Annotated in this window: 22 protein-coding genes; 14 read left to right on the plus strand and 8 right to left on the minus strand. The window is 67.2% G+C overall.

From position 1 onward, the window contains the following. Positions 1–7: 7 nt before the first annotated feature. On the plus strand, positions 8–1444 hold the full coding sequence (locus tag ACZ5R1_RS20425) for a peptidoglycan DD-metalloendopeptidase family protein (protein WP_181902088.1): 1437 nt from the start codon (positions 8–10) through the stop codon (positions 1442–1444). Between the two features lies 1 nt (position 1445). Next, a complete protein-coding gene (locus ACZ5R1_RS20430) occupies positions 1446–2531 on the plus strand; it encodes an anhydro-N-acetylmuramic acid kinase (protein ID WP_115947118.1) in 1086 nt (361 codons plus the stop codon). Between the two features lie 18 nt (positions 2532–2549). On the opposite strand, the gene erpA is transcribed toward ACZ5R1_RS20430, so the two are convergent. Next, positions 2550–2900: an iron-sulfur cluster insertion protein ErpA gene (gene erpA / locus ACZ5R1_RS20435; RefSeq protein WP_007162616.1), complete on the minus strand. Its 351-nt coding sequence runs from the start codon at positions 2898–2900 to the stop codon at positions 2550–2552. A gap of 187 nt (positions 2901–3087) precedes the next feature. Between erpA and hemJ the strand changes: the two genes are divergently transcribed. The 4 genes from hemJ (at position 3088) to coq7 (ending at position 5461) form a co-directional block, all read left to right on the plus strand. Next, positions 3088–3513 (plus strand): protoporphyrinogen oxidase HemJ, encoded by a 426-nt coding sequence (gene hemJ / locus ACZ5R1_RS20440; protein WP_007162617.1) that lies wholly within the window; start codon positions 3088–3090, stop codon positions 3511–3513. 48 nt (positions 3514–3561) lie between these two features. Further along, a complete protein-coding gene (locus ACZ5R1_RS20445) occupies positions 3562–4350 on the plus strand; it encodes an SDR family NAD(P)-dependent oxidoreductase (protein WP_007162618.1) in 789 nt (262 codons plus the stop codon). An 81-nt stretch (positions 4351–4431) separates the two neighbouring features. Beyond that, positions 4432–4773, plus strand: a complete 342-nt coding sequence (locus ACZ5R1_RS20450; RefSeq protein WP_017642985.1) for a histidine triad nucleotide-binding protein — start codon at positions 4432–4434, stop codon at positions 4771–4773. A gap of 40 nt (positions 4774–4813) precedes the next feature. Then, positions 4814–5461 (plus strand): 2-polyprenyl-3-methyl-6-methoxy-1,4-benzoquinone monooxygenase, encoded by a 648-nt coding sequence (gene coq7 / locus ACZ5R1_RS20455; protein WP_007162620.1) that lies wholly within the window; start codon positions 4814–4816, stop codon positions 5459–5461. A gap of 60 nt (positions 5462–5521) precedes the next feature. Here the strand turns inward: coq7 and pcaG are convergent, their stop codons facing one another. The 3 genes from pcaG to pcaQ form a co-directional block, all read right to left on the minus strand. Further along, a complete protein-coding gene (gene pcaG / locus ACZ5R1_RS20460) occupies positions 5522–6133 on the minus strand; it encodes a protocatechuate 3,4-dioxygenase subunit alpha (RefSeq protein ID WP_115947117.1) in 612 nt (203 codons plus the stop codon). Between the two features lie 10 nt (positions 6134–6143). Beyond that, positions 6144–6869 (minus strand): protocatechuate 3,4-dioxygenase subunit beta, encoded by a 726-nt coding sequence (gene pcaH / locus ACZ5R1_RS20465; RefSeq protein WP_027599094.1) that lies wholly within the window; start codon positions 6867–6869, stop codon positions 6144–6146. A gap of 100 nt (positions 6870–6969) precedes the next feature. Next, positions 6970–7893, minus strand: a complete 924-nt coding sequence (gene pcaQ, locus ACZ5R1_RS20470; RefSeq protein ID WP_115947116.1) for a pca operon transcription factor PcaQ — start codon at positions 7891–7893, stop codon at positions 6970–6972. Between the two features lie 116 nt (positions 7894–8009). Here pcaQ and ACZ5R1_RS20475 point away from each other — a divergent pair, with 116 nt between their 5' ends. The 5 genes from ACZ5R1_RS20475 (at position 8010) to ACZ5R1_RS20495 (ending at position 11195) form a co-directional block, all read left to right on the plus strand. Then, positions 8010–8702, plus strand: coding sequence for a TetR family transcriptional regulator (locus ACZ5R1_RS20475; protein WP_027599096.1), 693 nt, complete (start codon positions 8010–8012; stop codon positions 8700–8702). Between the two features lie 97 nt (positions 8703–8799). After that, a complete protein-coding gene (ureE, locus tag ACZ5R1_RS20480; RefSeq protein ID WP_027599097.1) occupies positions 8800–9300 on the plus strand; it encodes an urease accessory protein UreE in 501 nt (166 codons plus the stop codon). Next, a complete protein-coding gene (locus tag ACZ5R1_RS20485) occupies positions 9297–9968 on the plus strand; it encodes an urease accessory protein UreF (RefSeq protein WP_027599098.1) in 672 nt (223 codons plus the stop codon). Before ureE ends, ACZ5R1_RS20485 begins: the two co-directional genes overlap by 4 nt. Before the next feature lie 11 nt (positions 9969–9979). Next, positions 9980–10594, plus strand: a complete 615-nt coding sequence (gene ureG, locus ACZ5R1_RS20490; RefSeq protein ID WP_007162627.1) for an urease accessory protein UreG — start codon at positions 9980–9982, stop codon at positions 10592–10594. Positions 10595–10622: 28 nt separating this feature from the next. After that, on the plus strand, positions 10623–11195 hold the full coding sequence (locus ACZ5R1_RS20495; RefSeq protein ID WP_115947115.1) for a HupE/UreJ family protein: 573 nt from the start codon (positions 10623–10625) through the stop codon (positions 11193–11195). A 4-nt stretch (positions 11196–11199) separates the two neighbouring features. On the opposite strand, the gene ACZ5R1_RS20500 is transcribed toward ACZ5R1_RS20495, so the two are convergent. After that, entirely contained in the window at positions 11200–12456 is a 1257-nt protein-coding gene (locus ACZ5R1_RS20500; RefSeq protein WP_464712652.1) for a metallophosphoesterase family protein, read from the minus strand. A gap of 10 nt (positions 12457–12466) precedes the next feature. Next, entirely contained in the window at positions 12467–14095 is a 1629-nt protein-coding gene (locus ACZ5R1_RS20505; RefSeq protein WP_258874391.1) for an ArnT family glycosyltransferase, read from the minus strand. 257 nt (positions 14096–14352) lie between these two features. Here ACZ5R1_RS20505 and ACZ5R1_RS20510 point away from each other — a divergent pair, with 257 nt between their 5' ends. The 3 genes from ACZ5R1_RS20510 to ACZ5R1_RS20520 all read left to right on the plus strand — a co-directional run bounded on the left by ACZ5R1_RS20510 (position 14353) and on the right by ACZ5R1_RS20520 (position 16198). Continuing rightward, positions 14353–14880, plus strand: a complete 528-nt coding sequence (locus ACZ5R1_RS20510) for a DUF3455 domain-containing protein (RefSeq protein ID WP_027601376.1) — start codon at positions 14353–14355, stop codon at positions 14878–14880. 83 nt (positions 14881–14963) lie between these two features. Continuing rightward, positions 14964–15491: a sigma-70 family RNA polymerase sigma factor gene (locus tag ACZ5R1_RS20515; RefSeq protein WP_077173177.1), complete on the plus strand. Its 528-nt coding sequence runs from the start codon at positions 14964–14966 to the stop codon at positions 15489–15491. Then, complete coding sequence (locus ACZ5R1_RS20520; RefSeq protein ID WP_037006875.1) at positions 15488–16198, plus strand: anti-sigma factor; 711 nt, start codon at positions 15488–15490, stop codon at positions 16196–16198. The genes ACZ5R1_RS20515 and ACZ5R1_RS20520 overlap by 4 nt, the downstream gene beginning before the upstream one ends. Before the next feature lie 9 nt (positions 16199–16207). Here the strand turns inward: ACZ5R1_RS20520 and ACZ5R1_RS20525 are convergent, their stop codons facing one another. Together ACZ5R1_RS20525 and lhpI are read right to left on the minus strand one after the other, a co-directional pair. After that, positions 16208–16966 carry an SDR family oxidoreductase gene (locus ACZ5R1_RS20525; protein ID WP_027599105.1) on the minus strand — a complete coding sequence of 253 codons (759 nt, stop codon included), beginning with the start codon at positions 16964–16966 and terminating at the stop codon, positions 16208–16210. A gap of 250 nt (positions 16967–17216) precedes the next feature. Continuing rightward, complete coding sequence (gene lhpI / locus ACZ5R1_RS20530; RefSeq protein WP_115947112.1) at positions 17217–18938, minus strand: cis-3-hydroxy-L-proline dehydratase; 1722 nt, start codon at positions 18936–18938, stop codon at positions 17217–17219.

The following is an 18938-nucleotide window of genomic DNA, read 5'->3' on the forward strand; positions in this document are numbered from 1 at the left end:
TAGCTAAATGACGAAGCCAATCCCCAAAAGTCCGTTCTACCCCAAAAGCCACCTCGTGGCCGCCAGCGGGGTGGCCGCACTCTTGAGTCTGGCCTTGCTCGTGTTTCCCTCTCAGCAGGTCGAGGCGAAACGCACTTCCATCAATCTGGATGTTGAACAGGACGCCCGGCGCGTCGTGCAGGGTCAGGATGACCTGAGGGAGCAAGTGCTCGCAGATACTCAAGCCGCGGACACCCAGTCCCCCTCCCCCTTTGCCCAGGTCGCCCCTGAGCAGACGGAAGCTCAGACCGCCGAGGAAGCGCCTGCCGAAGAGGAAGTTGCCGCCACCGAGAGCGTCGAGCCGCAGTGGAAGACCGAAACCGTGCGCAAGGGCGACACCCTCTCGACCCTGTTCGAGCGGGCTGGCCTTGCCGCTGCCGTGGTGCACGAGGTGCTGGCCAGCAGCAAGGAAGCCAAGAAGCTGACCCGCCTGCGGGTGGGCCAGAAAATCGAGTTCCAGCGTGATCACTCAGGTGACCTGCTGGCGGTGCGCACCAAGCTCACCGCGCTGCAGACTCTGTCGCTGGTCAAGTCCGACCAGGGCTATGAGGTCGAGCACAAGACCGTTACCCCGGACATCCGCAAGGCCTATGCCCAGGGTCGGATCAGCAGTTCGCTGTTCGCCTCGGCGCAGAAGGCCGGACTGTCCCATGACATGACCATGGCGCTGGCCACCATCTTCGGCTACGACATCGACTTCGCGCTGGACATCCAGGAAGGCGACGAATTCGAAGTGGTCTACGAGGACAAGGTGGTCAACGGCAAGCACGTCGGCTACGGCAACATCCTGGCCGCCCGCTTCGTCAACAAGGGCAAGGCCTACACGGCCGTGCGCTACACCGCCAAGAACGGCACCACCAACTACTACACGGCGGAAGGCGGCAGCATGCGCAAGGCCTTCATCCGTACCCCGGTGGAGTTCTCGCGGATCAGCTCGCGCTTCACCATGGGCCGTTTCCACCCGGTGCTGAACAAGATGCGCGCGCACAAGGGCGTCGACTATGCCGCGCCCACCGGTACGCCGATCCATGCCACCGGCGACGGCAAGATCGCCAAGTCCGGTCGCGAGAATGGCTACGGCAACGTGGTGATGATCCAGCACGGCAAGACCTACACCACCGTCTATGGCCACATGAGCCGGATCGCCAAGGGCATGCAGGCCGGCGCCTCGGTGAAGCAGGGCCAGGTGATCGGCTACGTGGGCATGACGGGGCTGGCTACCGGTCCGCACCTGCACTACGAATTCCGCATCAATGGCAACCACGTCGATCCACTCGGGGTGAAACTGCCGATGGCCGATCCCATCGCCAAGAACGAGATCTCGCGCTTCCTGGCCCAGAGCCAGCCGCTCATGGCCCGCATGGACCAGGAGCGGGCGTCGCTGCTCGCGATGAACAAGCGCTGAGATGGAGCGCTACCTGGGGGTGATGTCAGGCACCAGTCTGGATGGACTGGATATCGCCCTGATCGAGCAGGATGAGCGGACCCGTTTCGTCGCTGCCCTGGGCGTGCCCATGCCGGACGCGCTCCGCCGCGAGCTGCTGGCGCTGTGCGCGCCCGGCGACAACGAGATCGAGCGCATCGCCCGGGCCGAACAGGCCTGGGTCGGGCTGGCTGCCCAGGGTATCGCCGAACTGCTGGCGCAGCAGGGACTGACGGCCGCGGATATCCGCGCCGTGGGTAGCCATGGCCAGACCATCCGCCATCTGCCGGCGCAGGGCTACACCCTGCAGATCGGCGATGCCGCCCTGCTGGCCGAACTGACCGGCATCGATGTCATCGCCGACTTTCGCCGCCGCGACCTGGCCGCCGGTGGCCAGGGCGCGCCCCTGGTCCCGGCCTTCCATGCCGATCTCTTCGGCCTGGACCGCCCGCGCGCGGTGCTCAATATCGGCGGCTTCAGCAATGTGACCCTGCTGGCGCCGGGTCTGCCGGTACGAGGCTTCGATTGCGGACCGGGCAATGTGCTGCTGGATGCCTGGATCCACCACAGCCAGGGGCGGCTCTTCGACGCCGATGGCGCCTGGGCCGCGCAGGGACAGGTCGTACCGGCGCTGCTGCAGGGGCTGCTGAGCGATCCCTTCTTCGTGAAAAGCGGACCAAAGAGCACCGGGCGCGAGCATTTCAACCTGCCCTGGCTGCAAGCGCATCTCGCCCAGCATGAGGCGCTGGCTTCGGCCGATGTTCAGGCTACCCTGGCCGAATTGAGCGCCCGCAGCATCGCCGACAGCATCCTGGCAGCCCAGGTGGTGGACGAGGTGCTGGTCTGTGGTGGGGGGGCGCACAACCGGGATCTGATGGCGCGTCTGGCGCGGCTACTGGCGCCGGCCAAGGTGCAGAGCACCGCAGCCTATGACGTCTCGCCGGACTGGATGGAAGCCATGGCCTTTGCCTGGCTGGCCCAGCGTTTCTGCGAGCGCCTGCCCGGCAACTGCCCGGAAGTCACCGGCGCCCGCGGCCTCCGTGTCCTGGGTGCGCTCTATCCGCACTAGGCCAGAGGCTGTGCAAGGTCAGATGGAGAAGGACTGACCGCAGCCGCAGGTGGTGGCGGCGTTGGGGTTCTTGATGACGAAGCGCGAACCCTCCAGGCCTTCCTGGTAATCCACCTCGGCGCCGGCCAGGTACTGGAAGCTCATGGGATCCACCACCAGGTGCACGCCATCGCGCTCGATGACGGTGTCGTCATCGGCGGAATCTTCATCGAAGGTGAAGCCGTACTGGAAGCCCGAGCAGCCGCCACCCGTGACGAAGACGCGCAGCTTCAGGCGGGGATTGCCCTCTTCCTCGATCAGGTTCTTCACCTTGCTGGCCGCGCCCAGGGTGAACTGCAGGGGGGTCGGGGTGAAGGTTTCAATGGTCATTGCCGTAGTCTCCCGGCTTGCGCCGAACACAATTCAGTCAGGAAATTATCCGCTTGCCCGAGCAAAAGGGTCAACTATTGCACGACCACGGGAGCCTGGCCGAGATGGCCGGAGTGAATGACTTGCCGGCAGCGCCACTCTAATATCGCGCCGCCCGATGACGCCGATTGATAAGGAGAACGCCCCGATGCTCTATCTTTGGTTGAAAGCCTTCCACCTGATTGCCCTGGTCTGCTGGTTCGCCGGCCTGTTCTATCTGCCGCGCCTGTTCGTCTATCACGCCCAGAGCAGCGACGCCGTGAGCCATGAGCGCTTCTGCCTGATGGAGCGCAAGCTGTACCGCGGCATCATGCTGCCGGCGATGATCCTGACGCTGGTGTTCGGCATCGGCCTGCTGGTGATCAACCCGAGCTGGCTGACCCAGGGCTGGATGCACACCAAGCTGGCGCTGGTGGTGGTGCTGATCGGCTATCACCATGTCTGCGGCGCCATGCGCAAGAGATTCGAGCGCGGCGAGAACAAGCGCAGCCATGTGTTCTATCGCTGGTTCAACGAGGTACCGGTTCTGGTGCTTATCGCCATCGTCATCCTGGTGGTGGTCAAACCCTACTAGGTGCGCGGTAGATCCGCCGGCGACCGGCGTTTTCCTGGAGAAAGCAGTATGCAGCGTTATGCCCTGGTAACCGGTGCCTCGTGCGGGATCGGCCTGGCCCTGGCCGAGGCCCTGGCGCGGCGGGGTCAGCCGCTGATCCTGCTGGCGCGGCGCAAGGACAAGCTGGAGAGCATCGCCGCCGAACTGGCCCAGCGCTTCGACGTGGAGGTGCTGTACCGGGTCTGCGATCTGGCGGAGCCGCTGCACCTGACCGGTCTGCTGCACGAACTGGAGCAGAGCGAGAGAGCCATCGGCCTGCTGGTCAATTGCGCCGGGATCGGCAGCGGCGGGGATTTTCTCGCCGCCGACTGGCCGCGGGTGCAGGAGCAGCTGGAGCTGAACATCCTGGCGCTCACCCGCCTGTGCCATGCCCTGGGCCAGCACATGGCGATCCAGGGGGGCGGCCAGATCCTCAACGTCGCCTCGACCGCGGCCTTCCAGCCCATTCCCTACATGAGCAGCTATGCGGCGACCAAGGCCTATGTGCTGCACTTCTCCGAGGGCCTGCGCGAGGAACTCAAGAAGCGGGGGGTGTCGGTGTCGGTGCTCTGCCCCGGCCCGACCCGTACCGCCTTCTTCAAGAACGCCGGGCTGCACACCGGGCGCATGGAGCAGGGCAAGCTGCTGATGTCCGCCGAAGAGGTGGCCCTGGCCGCGGTGCACGGACTGGAAAGACGCCAGGCGGTGATCGTCCCGGGCTGGCGCAATCGCCTGGGCAGTCTGCTGCCCCGCTTCTTCCCCCGCGCCCTGGTGCGTTCGGCCGCGGTGCGGATCGGCAAACTCTTTCAACCCGCGTAAGGGTGATCCCGCCGGCGGCACCTGACCCCGGGCGGCAGCCGCTGGTACACTCGGGGTCTATTCAGCCAGCAGGAGATCGACGTGGATTGTCTGTTCTGCAAGATCGTCGCCGGGGACATTCCGGCCAAGGTGCTCTACGAGGACGATCAGGTCATGGCCTTCCATGACATCGCCCCGCAGGCGCCCGTGCACTTCCTGGTCATTCCCAAGAAGCACATCGCGACCCTGCACGACCTCAGCGAGGCCGATGACAAGCAGCTCGCCGGCCATATCCTCTTCACCGCCCAGCGCCTGGCGCAGGAACAGGGTTGCGAGGAAGGCTTCCGCGTGGCGATGAATTGCAACGCCCTGGGTGGCCAGACGGTCTATCACATCCATATGCATGTGCTGGGCAAGCGGCAGATGACCTGGCCTCCGGGCTGAGCCACGTTCTGTCCTCCCTTCGCCCGCCAAGGAGATCACCTTGAGATCCAAGCGCCTCTACTCCCCCCTCGATCGACTGCTTATCCAGGCGGATACCGCCTTGCGTACCCTGACGCCCTTCAGTGGCGCTCCCACCCGCAGCTCGCCGGCCATTCCGCTCAAGGACGCCGAACTGAGCGACGAGGAACGCCGTCACGCGGCCGGCCTCATGCGCATCAACCACACCGGCGAGGTCTGCGCCCAGGCGCTGTACCAGGGTCAGGCGCTGACCGCCAAACTGCCGGAAGTGCGCGAAGAAATGGAAAAGGCGGCCGACGAAGAGATCGATCACCTGGCCTGGTGCGAGCAGCGCATCCGCGCCCTGGGTGAGCGTCCAAGCCTGCTCAATCCCCTCTTCTATGGCCTGTCCTTCGGGATCGGCGCCGGTGCCGGCCTGATCAGCGATCGCCTGAGCCTGGGCTTCGTCGCGGCTACCGAGGATCAGGTCTGCCGCCATCTGGACGAGCACCTGGACAAGCTGCCGGCGGCCGACGCCAAGTCCCGCGCGGTGCTGGAACAGATGCGCAGCGACGAAGAGCAGCACGCCGAACATGCCCTGGCGGCCGGTGGCTGGCGCTTCCCCGCGCCGGTCAAATACGGCATGAGCTTGGTCTCCAAGGTGATGACCAAGACCACCTACCGTATCTGACCTGCAGCTGGCGCCCACGAAAAAGCCCTGCCTTGGCAGGGCTTTTTGCTGTTCGGACGACTAGATGTCGAAGAAGACCGTTTCCTGCGGGCCCTGCAGATGGATGTCGAAGCGATAGGCCAGGCGGCCATCGATCTCGCAGCGATGCGCCAGCAGGGTGGCCCGGCGTTCCGGCTCCGGCAGGTTGTAGACCGGGCAGCGGGCGTTGGCCTCGGCTTCATCGTCGAAGTAGAGGCGGGTCTGCAGGTGGATGTTGATGCCGCGGGCGAACAGGGTGACGTTGATGTGCGGCGCCATGGGCTGGCCGCGCTGGTCCTGGACCTGGCCGGGCTTTACGGTGTGCAGCGTCCAGTCGCCGGCATCGAAGGTGGTGGCTGTGCGGCCGAAGCCGTTGAAGGCCTTTTCCACGTCGTAGACCGGATCGTAGTGGCCCTGGTGATCGGCCTGCCAGAACTCCAGGAAGGAGTCGCGCACCAGGTTGCCGTTGCCATCGAACACCTGGCCGGTGAGCAGGATGTGCTCGCCCGGCGCGCCGGGCTTGGCCAGCTGGTTCCAGATCTCGACCTCGCGGGTGGGGTTGCCGGCGGCGGCCAGGGCCAGGCCGATATGCACATAGGGGCCGGCGGTCTGGGAGGGGGTTTCCGGCAGCAGGTCGTGGCGGTTGGGGGTCATGTCGGCGTCCTCAGTGGTGTTCGAAGAACGTCTGCCGCGCGCCGCGGGTGACGATGTCGAAGCGATAGGCCAGGCAGTCCATGGGATTGGCCATGCTCATGTCCAGGCGGGCGATCAGAGTCTGGACGGCGTCGGGATCGGCGATGGACTTGACGATGGGGCACAGCGGGATCAGCGGATCGCCCTCGAAGTAGAGCTGGGTGATCAGCCGGGTGGCGATGGCCGGCCCCATGACCGAGACGTGGATGTGCGCCGGACGCCAGTCGTTGCTGCCGTTGCGCCAGGGATAGGGACCCGGGCGGACGGTACGGAAGACATAGTTGCCCTGGCTGTCGGTACGGGTGCGGCCGACGCCGCCGAAGTTGGGATCGAGCGGTGCCAGGTAGACGTCGTTCTTGTGCCGATAGCGACCGCCAGCGTTGGCCTGCCAGATCTCCACCAGGGAATTGGGCACCGGCTTGCCGAACTGGTCACGCAGGGTACCGAACAGGATGATGCGTTCGCCCTGGGGCAACTGGCCGGTGCCGAAGTTTAGCAGCAGGTCGTTGTCGTGCGGTCCCAGCGGCAGCCGCGATAAGTCCGGGCCACTGCGCTCGGAAGCCGTCTGGTGCTGCAGGCTGACCAGCGCCTGGCGCGGCGAGCGGGGAATCGAGGATTTGTAGGCGGGCGTATAGGCCTGGGGATGCCAGGTGCGATCACGGGCGACGTAGCGAACGTCGTGGGGCTTGTTATGCATTGGAATGCTCCACGGAAGGATCGGGGCCAAAGGCTGGCTGATCCCAGTGTGGCCCAGGGCGCCGCCTGGCTGAATTGAAAGCTGCGCCCTTACCCATAACCTAATGGTTAAGTGTCAACTCGCCGGCCACCTCGCGCAGGACCTCGCAGAATCTCTGGGTTGCCAACGACAGGGGCACGCTGCCATTGCGGCAGATGCCGACCGAACCCCCGGCTTCGCGCACGCCAAGCTCCACCTCCACCAGTTCGCCGCTGGCCAGGTCGCGGCGTACCGCATCGAGCGGGGCGATCCACAGGGCCTCGCTCTGGCGGACGTACTGGCGGCTGAGGGTCGGCGACAGGGTTTCCAGCCGCTGGGGACTGAGAGGAATGCCGCACTGGACGAAGAGACTCTCGGCGTGGCGGCGGATGGTGGTCCCGGGCAAGGGCAGCACCAGGGGATAGCGCGCCAGGGTCGCCAGGTCCGCCGGCAGCGCCTGGCTCAACGGATGTCCCGGGCGCACCACCAGGGTCAGGGCCTCGGTATAGAGGTGTTCGAAGTCGAGGCCATGGATGTCCGGGCTGTCGGTCATGCGGCCGACCACCAGATCCAGGTCGCCGACGCGCAATTGTCCGAGCAGATAGGCGCTGGGACCGGTGGCGACGTTGACGATCAGCTGGCGATGACGGTCATGCAGGCGCATCAGGACCTCGGGCAGCACCTGGCTTTCGACCGTCGACAGGACCCCGACCCGCACCAGGCCGCCGGCCTCGCCACCACGCACCAGTTGCATGCCCTCGCGCAGGGCCTGGACGCAGGGACCGGCGTGGCGCAGGAACAGCAGGCCCGCCTCGGTCAGGGTCACCTCGCCCTTGCCGCGCTCGAACAGGCGCACCTCGAGGATTTCCTCGAGTTCGCGGATGGTCTTGGAGATGGCCGGCTGGGACACGGCGATGGCATCGGCGGCCTTGGCGAAGCTGCGCTGCTGGGCGATCTCCAGAAAGCACAGCAGGTGGCGAAACTTGATACGGTTGTCGAGATTCATGACGCTCTCAAGGCAAGGCACGGGCCAGAGACTACCACCCGGCGGTCACGGAAAACCCTTGGAGTCAGCAGGGGCATCCTTTGCTACAGTGCCGCCTTGTCTTCCGAGATCTCTCCATGTCGATCCGTGCCCAGCAGAAGCTGCAAACGCGCCAGGCGCTGCTGGAATCGGCACGCCTGCTGATGAACAGCGGCCGCGGCTTCGGCAGCCTGAGCCTGCGCGAGGTGAGTCGCCAGGCCGGGATCGTGCCGGCGGGTTTCTATCGCCACTTCGCCGACATGGAGAGCTTTGGCCTGGCGCTGGTAGCCGAGGTGGGCGACACCTTTCGCGACGCCCTGCGCCAGGTGCGTCATCACGAACTGCAGCAGCGCGGCATGATCGAGGCCTCGGTGGAGATCTTTCTCGGCGCCGTGAGCGACAACCGCGATCAATTCCTCTTTCTCGCCCGCGAGCAATACGGCGGCTCCCTGGCCGTGCGCCAGGCCATCGCCGAGTTGCGCCAGCGCATCACCCAGGACCTGGCCCGTGACCTGCTCGCCCTGGGTCGCCTGCCCCACCTGAGTCCGTCGCAGATCGATGTCCTCGCCGACCTGGTGGTGAAGACGGTGTTCGCCACCCTGCCGGAGCTGATCGATCCCCCACCCCTGACCACACCGCCGCCGCTGTGGCCGGCGGCGAAGATGGTGCAGCAACTCAAGCTGATCCTGATCGGCAGCAAGCATTGGCGGCGCGGCGAGCGCGCAAACGCCCCAAAAGAGGGCGTTGCTCTGCTAGCCGATGCAATGGCGCACCAAATAAGAGCGACCTGAACGCCAGGTTAACTCATGGCGCCCCAGAACCAGGCGACTTGCGCGCCTTGGCAGGCACCTTGCTGTAGAGCTGGGCAAAACTGCCAAGAGTCCTGCCATGCTGGTCGTCCAAAGCCGCTGCGCGCCCCGGGATACCTGGGACGCCGAACTCCACCTCACCTACGACGCCCGCAGCAAGAGTCGCCTGAGAGCCACCACCAGCGCTGGCGAAGACGTCGGCCTGTTTCTCGAACGCGGCCAACCGCCGCTGGCCGATGGCGACTGCCTCGAAGCCCGCGATGGCCGCATCGTGCGGGTCGTCGCCCGCCCGGAAAAGCTGCTGCACGTGACCTGCGCCAGCGCCTTCGAACTGACCCGCGCCGCCTATCACCTGGGCAATCGCCACGTCGCCCTGCAGATCGGCGACGGTTGGCTACGGCTGCTGGACGACTATGTGCTCAAGGCCATGCTGGAGCAGCTCGGCGCCCGGGTCAGCGAGATCGAGGCCGGCTTCCAGCCCGAGCACGGCGCCTACGGCGGCGGTCACCATCACTCGCACCATGGCGAGGAAGGCTTCAACTACGCCCCCAAACTGCACCACTTCGGCGTGCGCACGTGAATTCGCCCTTCGCGCTGCTGCGCCTGGCCAGTCCCCAGTTGCCAATTGGCGGCTACAGCTATTCCCAGGGACTGGAACTGGCCATCGACAGCGGCCTGATCCGCAGCGCGGCGGAGGCCGAGGTCTGGCTGCGCGACAATCTCGAACTCAATCTGGCGCGCTTCGAAGCGCCGCTGCTGCTGGCCCATTGCCAAGCCGCCGCGGCGGGCGACTGGACGCGTCTGAGCGAGCTGGCCGACCATCATCGTGCCAGTCGCGAGACCGCGGAATTCCAGCTGGAAAGTCGCCAGACCGGCTATTCCCTGGCGCAACTGCTGCTCGGTCTGCCGGAGCTGGATGACAGTAGCCGCCGCCTGCTCGGCGAACTGGCCCCGACCTTTGCCCTCGGCTGGGCGCTGGCCGCCCGCGCCTGGGCGATCGCACCGCGAGCGGCGCTGGACGCCTGGCTGTGGACCTGGCTGGAAAATCAGCTGGCGGTGCTGATGAAAACCCTGCCGCTGGGCCAGCAAGCGGCCCAGCGCCTCACCTCCCTTCTGCTGCCGACCCTGACCGCCGTGGCCGAGCAGGCCGCTGACCTGCCCGAAGCGCACTGGGGCGGCGCCCCCTTCGGCCTGGCCCTCAGCAGCATGGCCCACGAGCGGCAGTACAGCCGCCTGTTCCGTTCCTAGGAGATCCCCTGATGACAACTCAACCCCTGCGCGTCGGTATCGGCGGACCGGTCGGTTCCGGCAAGACTGCTCTCACCCTGGCCCTCTGCCGCGCCCTGCGCGAGCGCTACAACCTGGCGGTGGTGACCAACGACATCTACACCCGCGAAGACGCCGATTTCCTGGTGCGCAACGAGGCCCTGGCGCCCGAGCGCATCCTGGGCGTGGAGACCGGTGGCTGTCCGCACACCGCCATCCGCGAAGACGCCTCCATCAACCTGGAAGCGGTGGACCAGCTCAACCGCCGCTTTCCCGGCCTGGACCTGATCCTGGTGGAATCCGGTGGCGACAACCTGTCCGCCACCTTCAGCCCGGAGCTGTCCGACCTGACCCTCTATGTCATCGACGTCTCGGCCGGTGACAAGCTGCCGCGCAAGGGTGGCCCCGGTATCTGCAAGTCGGATCTGCTGGTGATCAACAAGATCGACCTGGCCGAGCAGGTCGGTGCCTCCCTGGAGGTGATGGATCGCGACACCCGCAAGATGCGTGGCGACAAGCCTTTCGTCTTCAGCAATCAGAAGACCGGTCTGGGACTGGAAGAGATCATCGCCTTCATCGAGAAGCAGGGTCTGCTGACCGCCGCCTGAGTCCAGGAAACCATCCCAAGGAGCCCCCATGAAACACGCCAAGATCTTCGCCACCGCCGCCCTGCTGCTCGCCCCGGCCCTGGCCTTCGCCCATCCGGGTCATGCCGAGAACGGCCTGGCCGCCGGGGTGCTGCACCCCCTGACCGGTCTCGACCACCTGCTGGCCATGCTCGCCGTAGGACTCTGGGCCGCCCAGCAGCAGGGCAAGGCGCGCCTGGCGCTGCCCTGCACCTTTGTCGGCACCATGCTGATCGGCGGCCTGCTGGGCTTCGCCGGGCTGGAGCTGCCCTTGCTGGAGACCGGCATCGCTGCCTCGGTGCTGTCCTTGGGTCTGCTGGTGGCCCTGGCCGCCCGTCCGCCGGTGGCCGCCGCCGTCGGCCTGACCGCCGCCTTCGCCCTGTTCCACGGCGTGGCCCATGGTCTGGAATTGCCGGAAATGGGCAATCCCTGGGCCTATGCCGCCGGTTTCGTCGCCGCCACCGCCACCCTGCATGCTCTGGGCTATGCCGTGGTGCGCTACCTGCCCCAGGCGGCCACGCCGCTCGTGCGACTCGCCGGCGTCGCCACGGCCGTGGCCGGGGGCTGGCTGCTCGCCGCCTGATCCGTCAGGCGATCCCCAGCTGCTGGCGTAGTCGCGCCAGCACACCCTCTTCCGCCACCGCCGGCAGTTGCGCGGTATAGCCGCCAAAGCCGGCGAAGCGTGTGGCGAAATCCACCTCGAGCACGAATCTGTTGTCGAACTGCTGCGACGCCAGGGGTGCCAGCACCTCGGCCGTATAGGTGTCGCGCGGATCGCTGCCCAGCCGCACCGGCAGGTCGCCACTCTGCTGGCGATAGGCGACCCAGGGCGAATAGGTGAAGGCCTCCAGTCGGCCCCGCGCCAGGTCCAGTTCCAATAGGCGCAGCAGGCCGTTGCCGCCGGCGTATTCGGTCTGGTAGTTGATCAGCAGGAGATCCACCGGATTGCCCAGGTCATTGGTCATCCGCAGGTGACCGCTGCCGTGGTTGTGGCCGTTGAGGGTGAGGAAGATCTGGTCGTTGCGGCGGATCAGCCGATTCCACAACCGTACCCCGGTGTCGTTGCGCCGGGTGGAAAGCACCGGCTGGCCGTTCACCAGGTCGACGATGTTGTGCGAGGCCAGGATGGTCGGCAGGTGCGGATAGCGATCCAGCATGCCCTGGGCCCAGTCCAGACTCTGGTCCGAGGGGCACCAGTCCAGGGTCAGCAGCAGAAAGCCCTGCCCCAGCGCCGAGAAACGATGGGCCTCGTTGAGACCGGTGACGTCGCGTTCGATGAAGGTGGCCTGGCGCGCCGCCCGCTCACGGCCGAAATACTGGGTGAAGAGTTCGCGACCGTCACGCAGGCGGTCCTCGGTGTAGAGCTCGACGACATCATGGTCGCCGGTCATGACGCTGTAGGGCACCCCGGCCTGTTCAAGGCGTGCCATGGCGTGACTGGCCAGGGCCCACTCGCCGCGCTGCTCGGCGTTTTCCACCAGATCGCCCAGGTGCACCACGAAGGGCAGGTTCAGCGCCGCGGCGTTGTGCGCCAGCCAATGGGTCTGGGCATGAAAGGCCAGCGCCGGTGGATAGCCCAGGTGGCCATAGCGCTCCACCCGCCGGCCGTTGGGTTGCATCTCGTGGTTGTTCTCACTGTAGTACTGGGTATCGGGGAGGACGCCGAGCACGAAGCTGCTGCGCGACGGCAGCGGCGCCAGAGGAGCGAAGGCATGCCGCTCGAACCAGTGGGCGCGGTGTTCCGGCAGGCCGTAGCGCTGGGTCGGCTTGCAGGCGGCCAGCAGCGGCAGACCGGCCAGCGCCAGGCACAGCCGGCGACGTTTGAAATCGGGCGAATCGGTCATCACAGCGGCCTCAGGGCAGGTAGTAGGCCTGCCAGCGATTGTCGTTGAAGCGCCCTTCCAGCACCGGCTGGCGGCTGGCCAGCGGCGTGCCGGCCAGGGCCGCCTGGCTGTCGGCATCGAGCAGCACATAGGCGGGTCGGGTGACCTGGGCGAGCTGCCCTGCCTGGCCGATATCGATAAAGGTCGGCAGGGGCACGTCGTAGTCGAGATTCATCAGGTAGCGGAAGGCCTTGGTGTCCTGGCCCAGGCCAAAGAACACCAGTTGCCCCGGTTCACCCTGGCGCAGGCTTTCCAGGCGGGTGACGAAGGCGCGGGTGTCGTAGCGCAGCGCCTGCATCGGATCCAGCGCCAGCACCACCAGCAGCCATTGCGCCAGGGCCGCCGCGGCCAGGGGCATGCCCAGGCGGAAAGCCCCGCGCTCGCGCCAGGTGGCCACCAGGGCGAACAGCGCCAGGATGGCGAAGGCACCCAGCAGGAAACGCAGGTCCAGCTCGGGCCACCAGCCGGCGGCCTGCAGCCGGGGTTGCTGCAGCTTGACCAGCGCCCCGAGCACCAGCGGAAAGATCACCAGCAAAGGCAGGAACAGCCGCCGTACCCAGGCCAGGGCGCCCTGCCCCTGCAGCAGCACCCAGGCGCCGAGAGCCGCGCAGGCCGGAATGGCCGGCAGGATGTAATAGGGTTTCTTGAAGGTGGGAATCGACAGGGCCACCACGATCAGCGCGGCGAAGCCGGCTAGCTGGAGCAGCAGGCGACTGTCCGCCTGCGCCTGGCGCTGCCGCCAGTGGTGTCTCAGCGTCGGCAGGGCCAGCAGCGCCAGGGGAAAGGCCGGGGCGTAGCGGTAGAGGCCCAGCTGCAGGAAGTACCACCAGGGATAGCCGGCACCGTCGGTGTCGTCCAGCCGGCCAGAGACCTGCATGCGGATCACGTCCTCGACGAAGGGCATACCACCGGTACGCCAGGCCAGGCCGAACAGCAGGGCGCAGCACAGCATCAGCACCAAGGCGCCGACCAGGCCGTAGCCGAAGCTGCGCCGCCAGTCGCCCTGCACCAGCCAGTAGACGCAGACCACGCCACAGGGCTCGATCAGGCCCAGCGGCCCGCGCACGGCGAAGCCGGCGGCCATGCACAGGAACACCAGGCCGCGCCGCCAGGACAAGCCGCGCTGGTCGGCGCTCCACAGCAGATAGAAGCAGCCCAGTGCCGCCAGGGTGACGAATTGATCGAGGCAGATGGAGCGCGCCTTGGCCAGGAAGCCATTGGTGAGCAGCAGCACCAGCACCGCCAGCAGGCCCCAGGCGCGGGACCGCTCGGCCAGCAGGCGATAGAGCAGCCCGACGATGGCCGCCGAGGCCAGGGCGGTGGGAATTACCGTGGCCAGGCGATTGACCTCGCCGAACAGCTGGGCGAAGACGTCGATCAGCAGGGTGGAGGTGGCGGGGTAGTCGGGGTAAGGCTGTCCGTAGCTGGTCGGGAAGGCACTGGCGCCGTGGCGAAACATCTCCTGGGCGAAGAGTGCGAAGCGGCCGTCGAAGCCGATGAAGGGCTGCTCCCACAGACCCAGGGTGAACAGCGGCACCGCCAGCAGACACAGCGCCAGGCTTTCGAGGCGCAGGCGCGCCGGACTCGGGATGGACGACACGCGGCAGGACTCCGGCAGGCTGGGAAGGACGGGCTCGCGACCCGGCGCCACTATCGCCGAACAACCTTAGGGATCGCTGAAACCAGGCTGACGGCAGGCTGACAGAAGCCGCAGGACAGAGCGGTTCGGCCGCGAGGCGGTGGCGACTATGCCGCTGCATTGAAAATTTTTCATGACAGCTGCATCCAGGGCGTCGGCTGCCGGGTATAGCCCCTACAGTCCAGTCGACTGTGCCCCTCTCAATCCGGAGCAAGCGCATGAACAACACCTATAGCCGTTGCAGCATCCTGGCCCTCACCGCCCTGCTGAGCACCCCGCTGCTGGCGCAAGGCGAGTTGCCCGAAGCCGTCCGCGTCCCCGCCGGCAACAGCCTGATGCTGGAAACCGTAGGCAAGGGCACCATCGTCTACGAGTGCCGCGACAAGAAGGACATGCCCGGCCAGACCGAGTGGTTCTTTGTCGGTCCCAAGGCCGACCTGCATGATCGCCAGGGCAAGCAGGTGGGTCGCTACTACGGTCCGCCCGCTACCTGGGAAGCCAGCGACGGCTCCAAGGTGGTCGGCAAGCAACTGGCGATCGCCCCCGCCGGCAGCGGCAACCTGCCCTATCAGCTGGTGGAGGCCGCGCCCGCCGAAGGCAAGGGCGCCTTCCAGGGCACCACCTACATCCAGCGCACCGCGCTCAAGGGTGGCGTGGCGCCGGCCAAGGCCTGCACCTCGGCCAACAAGGGCGAACGGCAGACCGTGAATTACCAGGCGGATTATCTGTTCTGGAAGAAGGGCTAAGGTCCAGGGGACAGCCAGGAGCGGATCGGCTAGGCTCGGCTGATCCGGTCGCCACCCTGGCGTCCCCAGCCTGGCGCGCCCTCGTGACCGACCGCTCCCCTGATCCAGCCGCCCTGCTCGCCGCCTGTGCCCGGGGCGAGCGCGCCGCCCTGCAGCGGCTCTACCAGAACGAGGCGCCGCTCTTGCTGGGCATCGTCCTGCGCCTGGTGCGCGATCGCGGACTGGCCGAGGACATCCTCCACGACGCCTTTCTGCGCATCTGGCGCGGCGCCGCCGGATTCGCCCCGGAGCGCGGTACGGCCCGCGGCTGGATGTGCAGCATCGCGCGCAACCTGGCGCTCAACGCCTTGCGCGATCGCCAGCGCCTGGTGCCCCTGGCGGACGGGTGGGAACCCCTGGCCGAGTCGGCCGATCCGGCGCGAGAGGCCGACGGCCGTCGGCTGGAGGGCTGCCTGCAGAACCTGGAAGCGCCGCGGCGGGAGGCCATCCTGGCCGCCTACCTGGACGGCTGCTCCCATGGCGAGATCGCCCAGCGCCTGCAGGCACCGCTGGGCACGGTGAAGAGCTGGATCACGCGCGGCCTCAAGGCGCTCAGGGAGTGCATGACATGAACGGCGATACCCCCCTGCCCCCGGACGAAGAGCGCGAACGCCTGGCCGGCGAATACGTGCTCGGTACCCTGGATGCCAGGGAGCGCCGTCGCGTGCAAGGTGCGCTGGCGACGGATGCCCGACTGGCCGCTGCGGTGGCGCGCTGGGAGGCGCGGCTGCAGCCGCTGGCCGAGCGGGTGCAGCCCGTCGAACCCGGCACGAATCTCTGGCCGCGCATCGAGCGCAGTCTGGGTGAGGCCGACGCCAAGGCCACCACCCGGCGTGAGTCGCTGTGGCACCGCCTGGCACTCTGGCAGGGCCTAAGTGCGGCAGGGCTGGCTGCCAGCCTGGTGCTCGCGGTGCTGTTGCTGATGCGTCCGGTCCCCACGCCAAGCTACCTGGTGGTGCTGGCCGCGCCCAGCGATCGGACGCCCGGCTGGGTGATCCAGACCGCCAGCGCCCATGACCTGCAGCTGATTCCCCTGGGGCGCGACGCCGTGCCGAGCGGCAAGACGCTGCAATTCTGGACCAAGGCCGACGCCTGGCAGGGTCCGGTATCCCTGGGTCTGGTACAGCCGGGACGCACCCTGCAGGTGCCTCTGGACCAGCTGCCGCCGCTGGAAGCCAATCAGCTGTTCGAGCTCACCCTGGAAGACCAGGGCGGCTCGCCTACCGGCCGACCCACCGGGCCGATCCAGTTCATCGGCCGGGCGGTCAAGGTGCTCTAGGCCGACGTCTCAGCTCTTGCGGTGGATGTTGAAATTGCTGAACGCCTGACAGGTCGCCATCAACTGGATGCGGTTGATGTTGACGTGCTTGGGCTGGTTCAGCGTCCAGTGGATGGATTCGGCGATGTCGTCCGGTGTCAGGGGTTCGGTGCCGGCATAGACGGCATCGGCCTTGGCCTTGTCGCCCCCGAAGCGCACCACCGAGAATTCGCTTTCGGACAGCCCCGGCTCGATGTTGGTCACCCGCACCCCGGTGCCCAGCAGGTCGGATCTCAGGCTCAGGCTGAATTGCTTGAGGAAGGCCTTGGTGGCGCCATAGACGTGGCTGCCCGGATAGGGATAGTCGCCCGCCACCGAGCCCAGGTTGACGATACCGGCCCCGGCGCCATGGGCGATCAGCCGCGGCAACAGCAGGCGGGTGCAATAGAGCATGCCCTTGATGTTGGTATCGACCATGGTGTCCCAGTCGTCCAGGTCGCAGCTCTGGGCGGGCGTGTTGCCCAGCGCCAGACCGGCGTTGTTGACCAAGGCGCGCAACTGGTTGAATTCTTCCGGCAGGCCGGCGACCGCGGCTTCCACGGCGGCACGATCCTGGACGTCCAGCACCAGCGGCAGCACCTTGGCCTGACCGGACAATTCCTCGGCCAGGGCGTGCAGGCGATCCTCGCGGCGACCGGTGATGACGATCGACCAGCCGTCCTTGGCGAAGCGGCGAGCGGTGGCGGCGCCGAAGCCGGAGGTGGCGCCGGTGATGAAGATCGAAGACATGAAAGATTCCTTCTGCGAGGGAGGTTGGCCGAGGCCCACGATAGCTCAGGGGCATTGGTCAGGCGAATACCCAGATCGCCACAAATCCAGCGGATCAGTTATAACGCCTTGGTATTGCAGGGTTTTCCGCGCACTGGCGAATTTTTGAACAGTTCTCGCCAGGCCAGGCGCCCTGGGCCTCACGCCCGGCTATGCCAAGCTTATCCACAGGACGATCCACGGAATTCCTGTACAGAACTCGGACCGGGCTTCAAGTGGATAAGTCCGCTGCCACGAGCCAGGCAGGCGGTTCGGCCGGTGCCAGTCCGGTGCAGGCTGCCTCGACACAGGCAGCGAGGCCGGCGAAGCGCAGCTCGCGCCCGGTGAGGCCCGGGCCGTAGTGGGCGAACTTGCCGGAATTGGTCAGCAGGGTGCGGGCCTGGGGCGGCACCAGGGGTTCGCCAAGCATGCACCAGCAGGTGTCCCCGACCAGCTGGGCGCCGAAGACTTCCAGTTCGGCCAGGCTGCCAGAGCGCTCGGCCGCCGCGCGCACCTCGCGGCCCAGGGTGATCACCAGCGCCACCTCGGGATGCCGCTGCCGCCCGCGACAGAGTTCGGCCAGGCGCTGGCACTCCTCGGCGGAGAAATGCGGATTGCCCAGGGCCACCAGCTGCACCTCGCGCGCGACGGCGCTGTCCAGTTCGGCCCAGGCCTGGCGCAGATCGGCCAGGCTGATGTCTTCGATCTCCAGCTCGGGTGCGGCCACCGCGGCCAGGGTCGGCGCCTCGGGCGTCACCCCGACCAGATGGAACAGCGGCGCCGCCGAGGTGGTGGCGAAGGCGGCGCCAAAGGCCTTGAGATCGTCGCGACTGGGCTGGCTGTTTTCCAGCCCCAGCACCGCCGGAATCCGGGTAGGCGAGCGCAGGCCGATCCAGTAGCCGAGCAGCGGGTAGAAGGCGTCGTCATGGCCCTCGGGTACGGTGACCCGCAAGACCTTGGCCGCGCGGCGACCGCTGTCCAGGTGACAGCCGGCCAGAGGGGCCCGACCGGTCAGGGCGGTACAGATATCGAGGAAGTCGGCGTACTTCTGGGTGCGCGCGCCCAGTACGCTGTTGGCGAAGACCACGGCATTGGATTCGGCCCAGACCACCTGCTCGCCCAGGCTCGGGGCGCTGTCCAGCAGATAGGGGGCACAGGTAAAGGTGGGACGGCAGCCTAGGGCCACATAGGCCTCGGCCAGGGCGGAGGCCGGCTCACCCAACGCCGGCGCCACGCCCTGCGCGCGCCAGCGGCGTTGATCCACCGATACCGCATTGAGAGTCGTAGGTACCTGTACCCGACCGCCCCACTCCACCAGGCGCTGGGCGAAGGCCAGGCTGGCCGGACCGGTGTAGATGCAGCCGTCGATATGGGCCTGGGTGATGTCGAGCAGCTCGCGGGCACCCTGCAGGTGTGCCATGCGCACCAGGATCTTCATCGCCGCCTGGACGGCCTGACCCTCGGCGCCCGCCAGCTTGGCCTGGTCGGTCGCGCTCAGCTGCAGGTCGGCAGGGGCCTCGCTAGTGGAGTCGGGAAAGAACTCTCCCGGCGCGCCGACCCAGCCATCGTGTACCGCGATCTCATCCTGCGCGGCGAGTGCGGCGAAGGCCTCGGCGCCCAGGCTGACCACCGGCAGGGAGCGACCGAAGAGTTCTTCCGCAACGATGGCACCCAGGCTGAGGATCTCGTCCGGCTCGGCCAGTACCAGCGCTGCCGGTCCGCGTCCCGCCAGCAACAGCTCCAAGAGCACGGCGCTGCCGGTGCAGGAACCGCGTCCACTGGGAATGGCCAGGATGCGTCCGGCCAGTTCCAGGCCGTGCAGGGGATGGTGGCGATCGATCACCCGACCGCTGGCCGGATCGACGCCACCCCAGAAACTCAGGCCCAGGGGCGCCCAGGCCAGGCGTCCCCGGGCATGGCCCGCGACCAGACAGCGACCGCGGACCGCTGCCAC

The sequence above is a fragment of the Pseudomonas sp. Pso3 genome, from assembly GCF_055393275.1.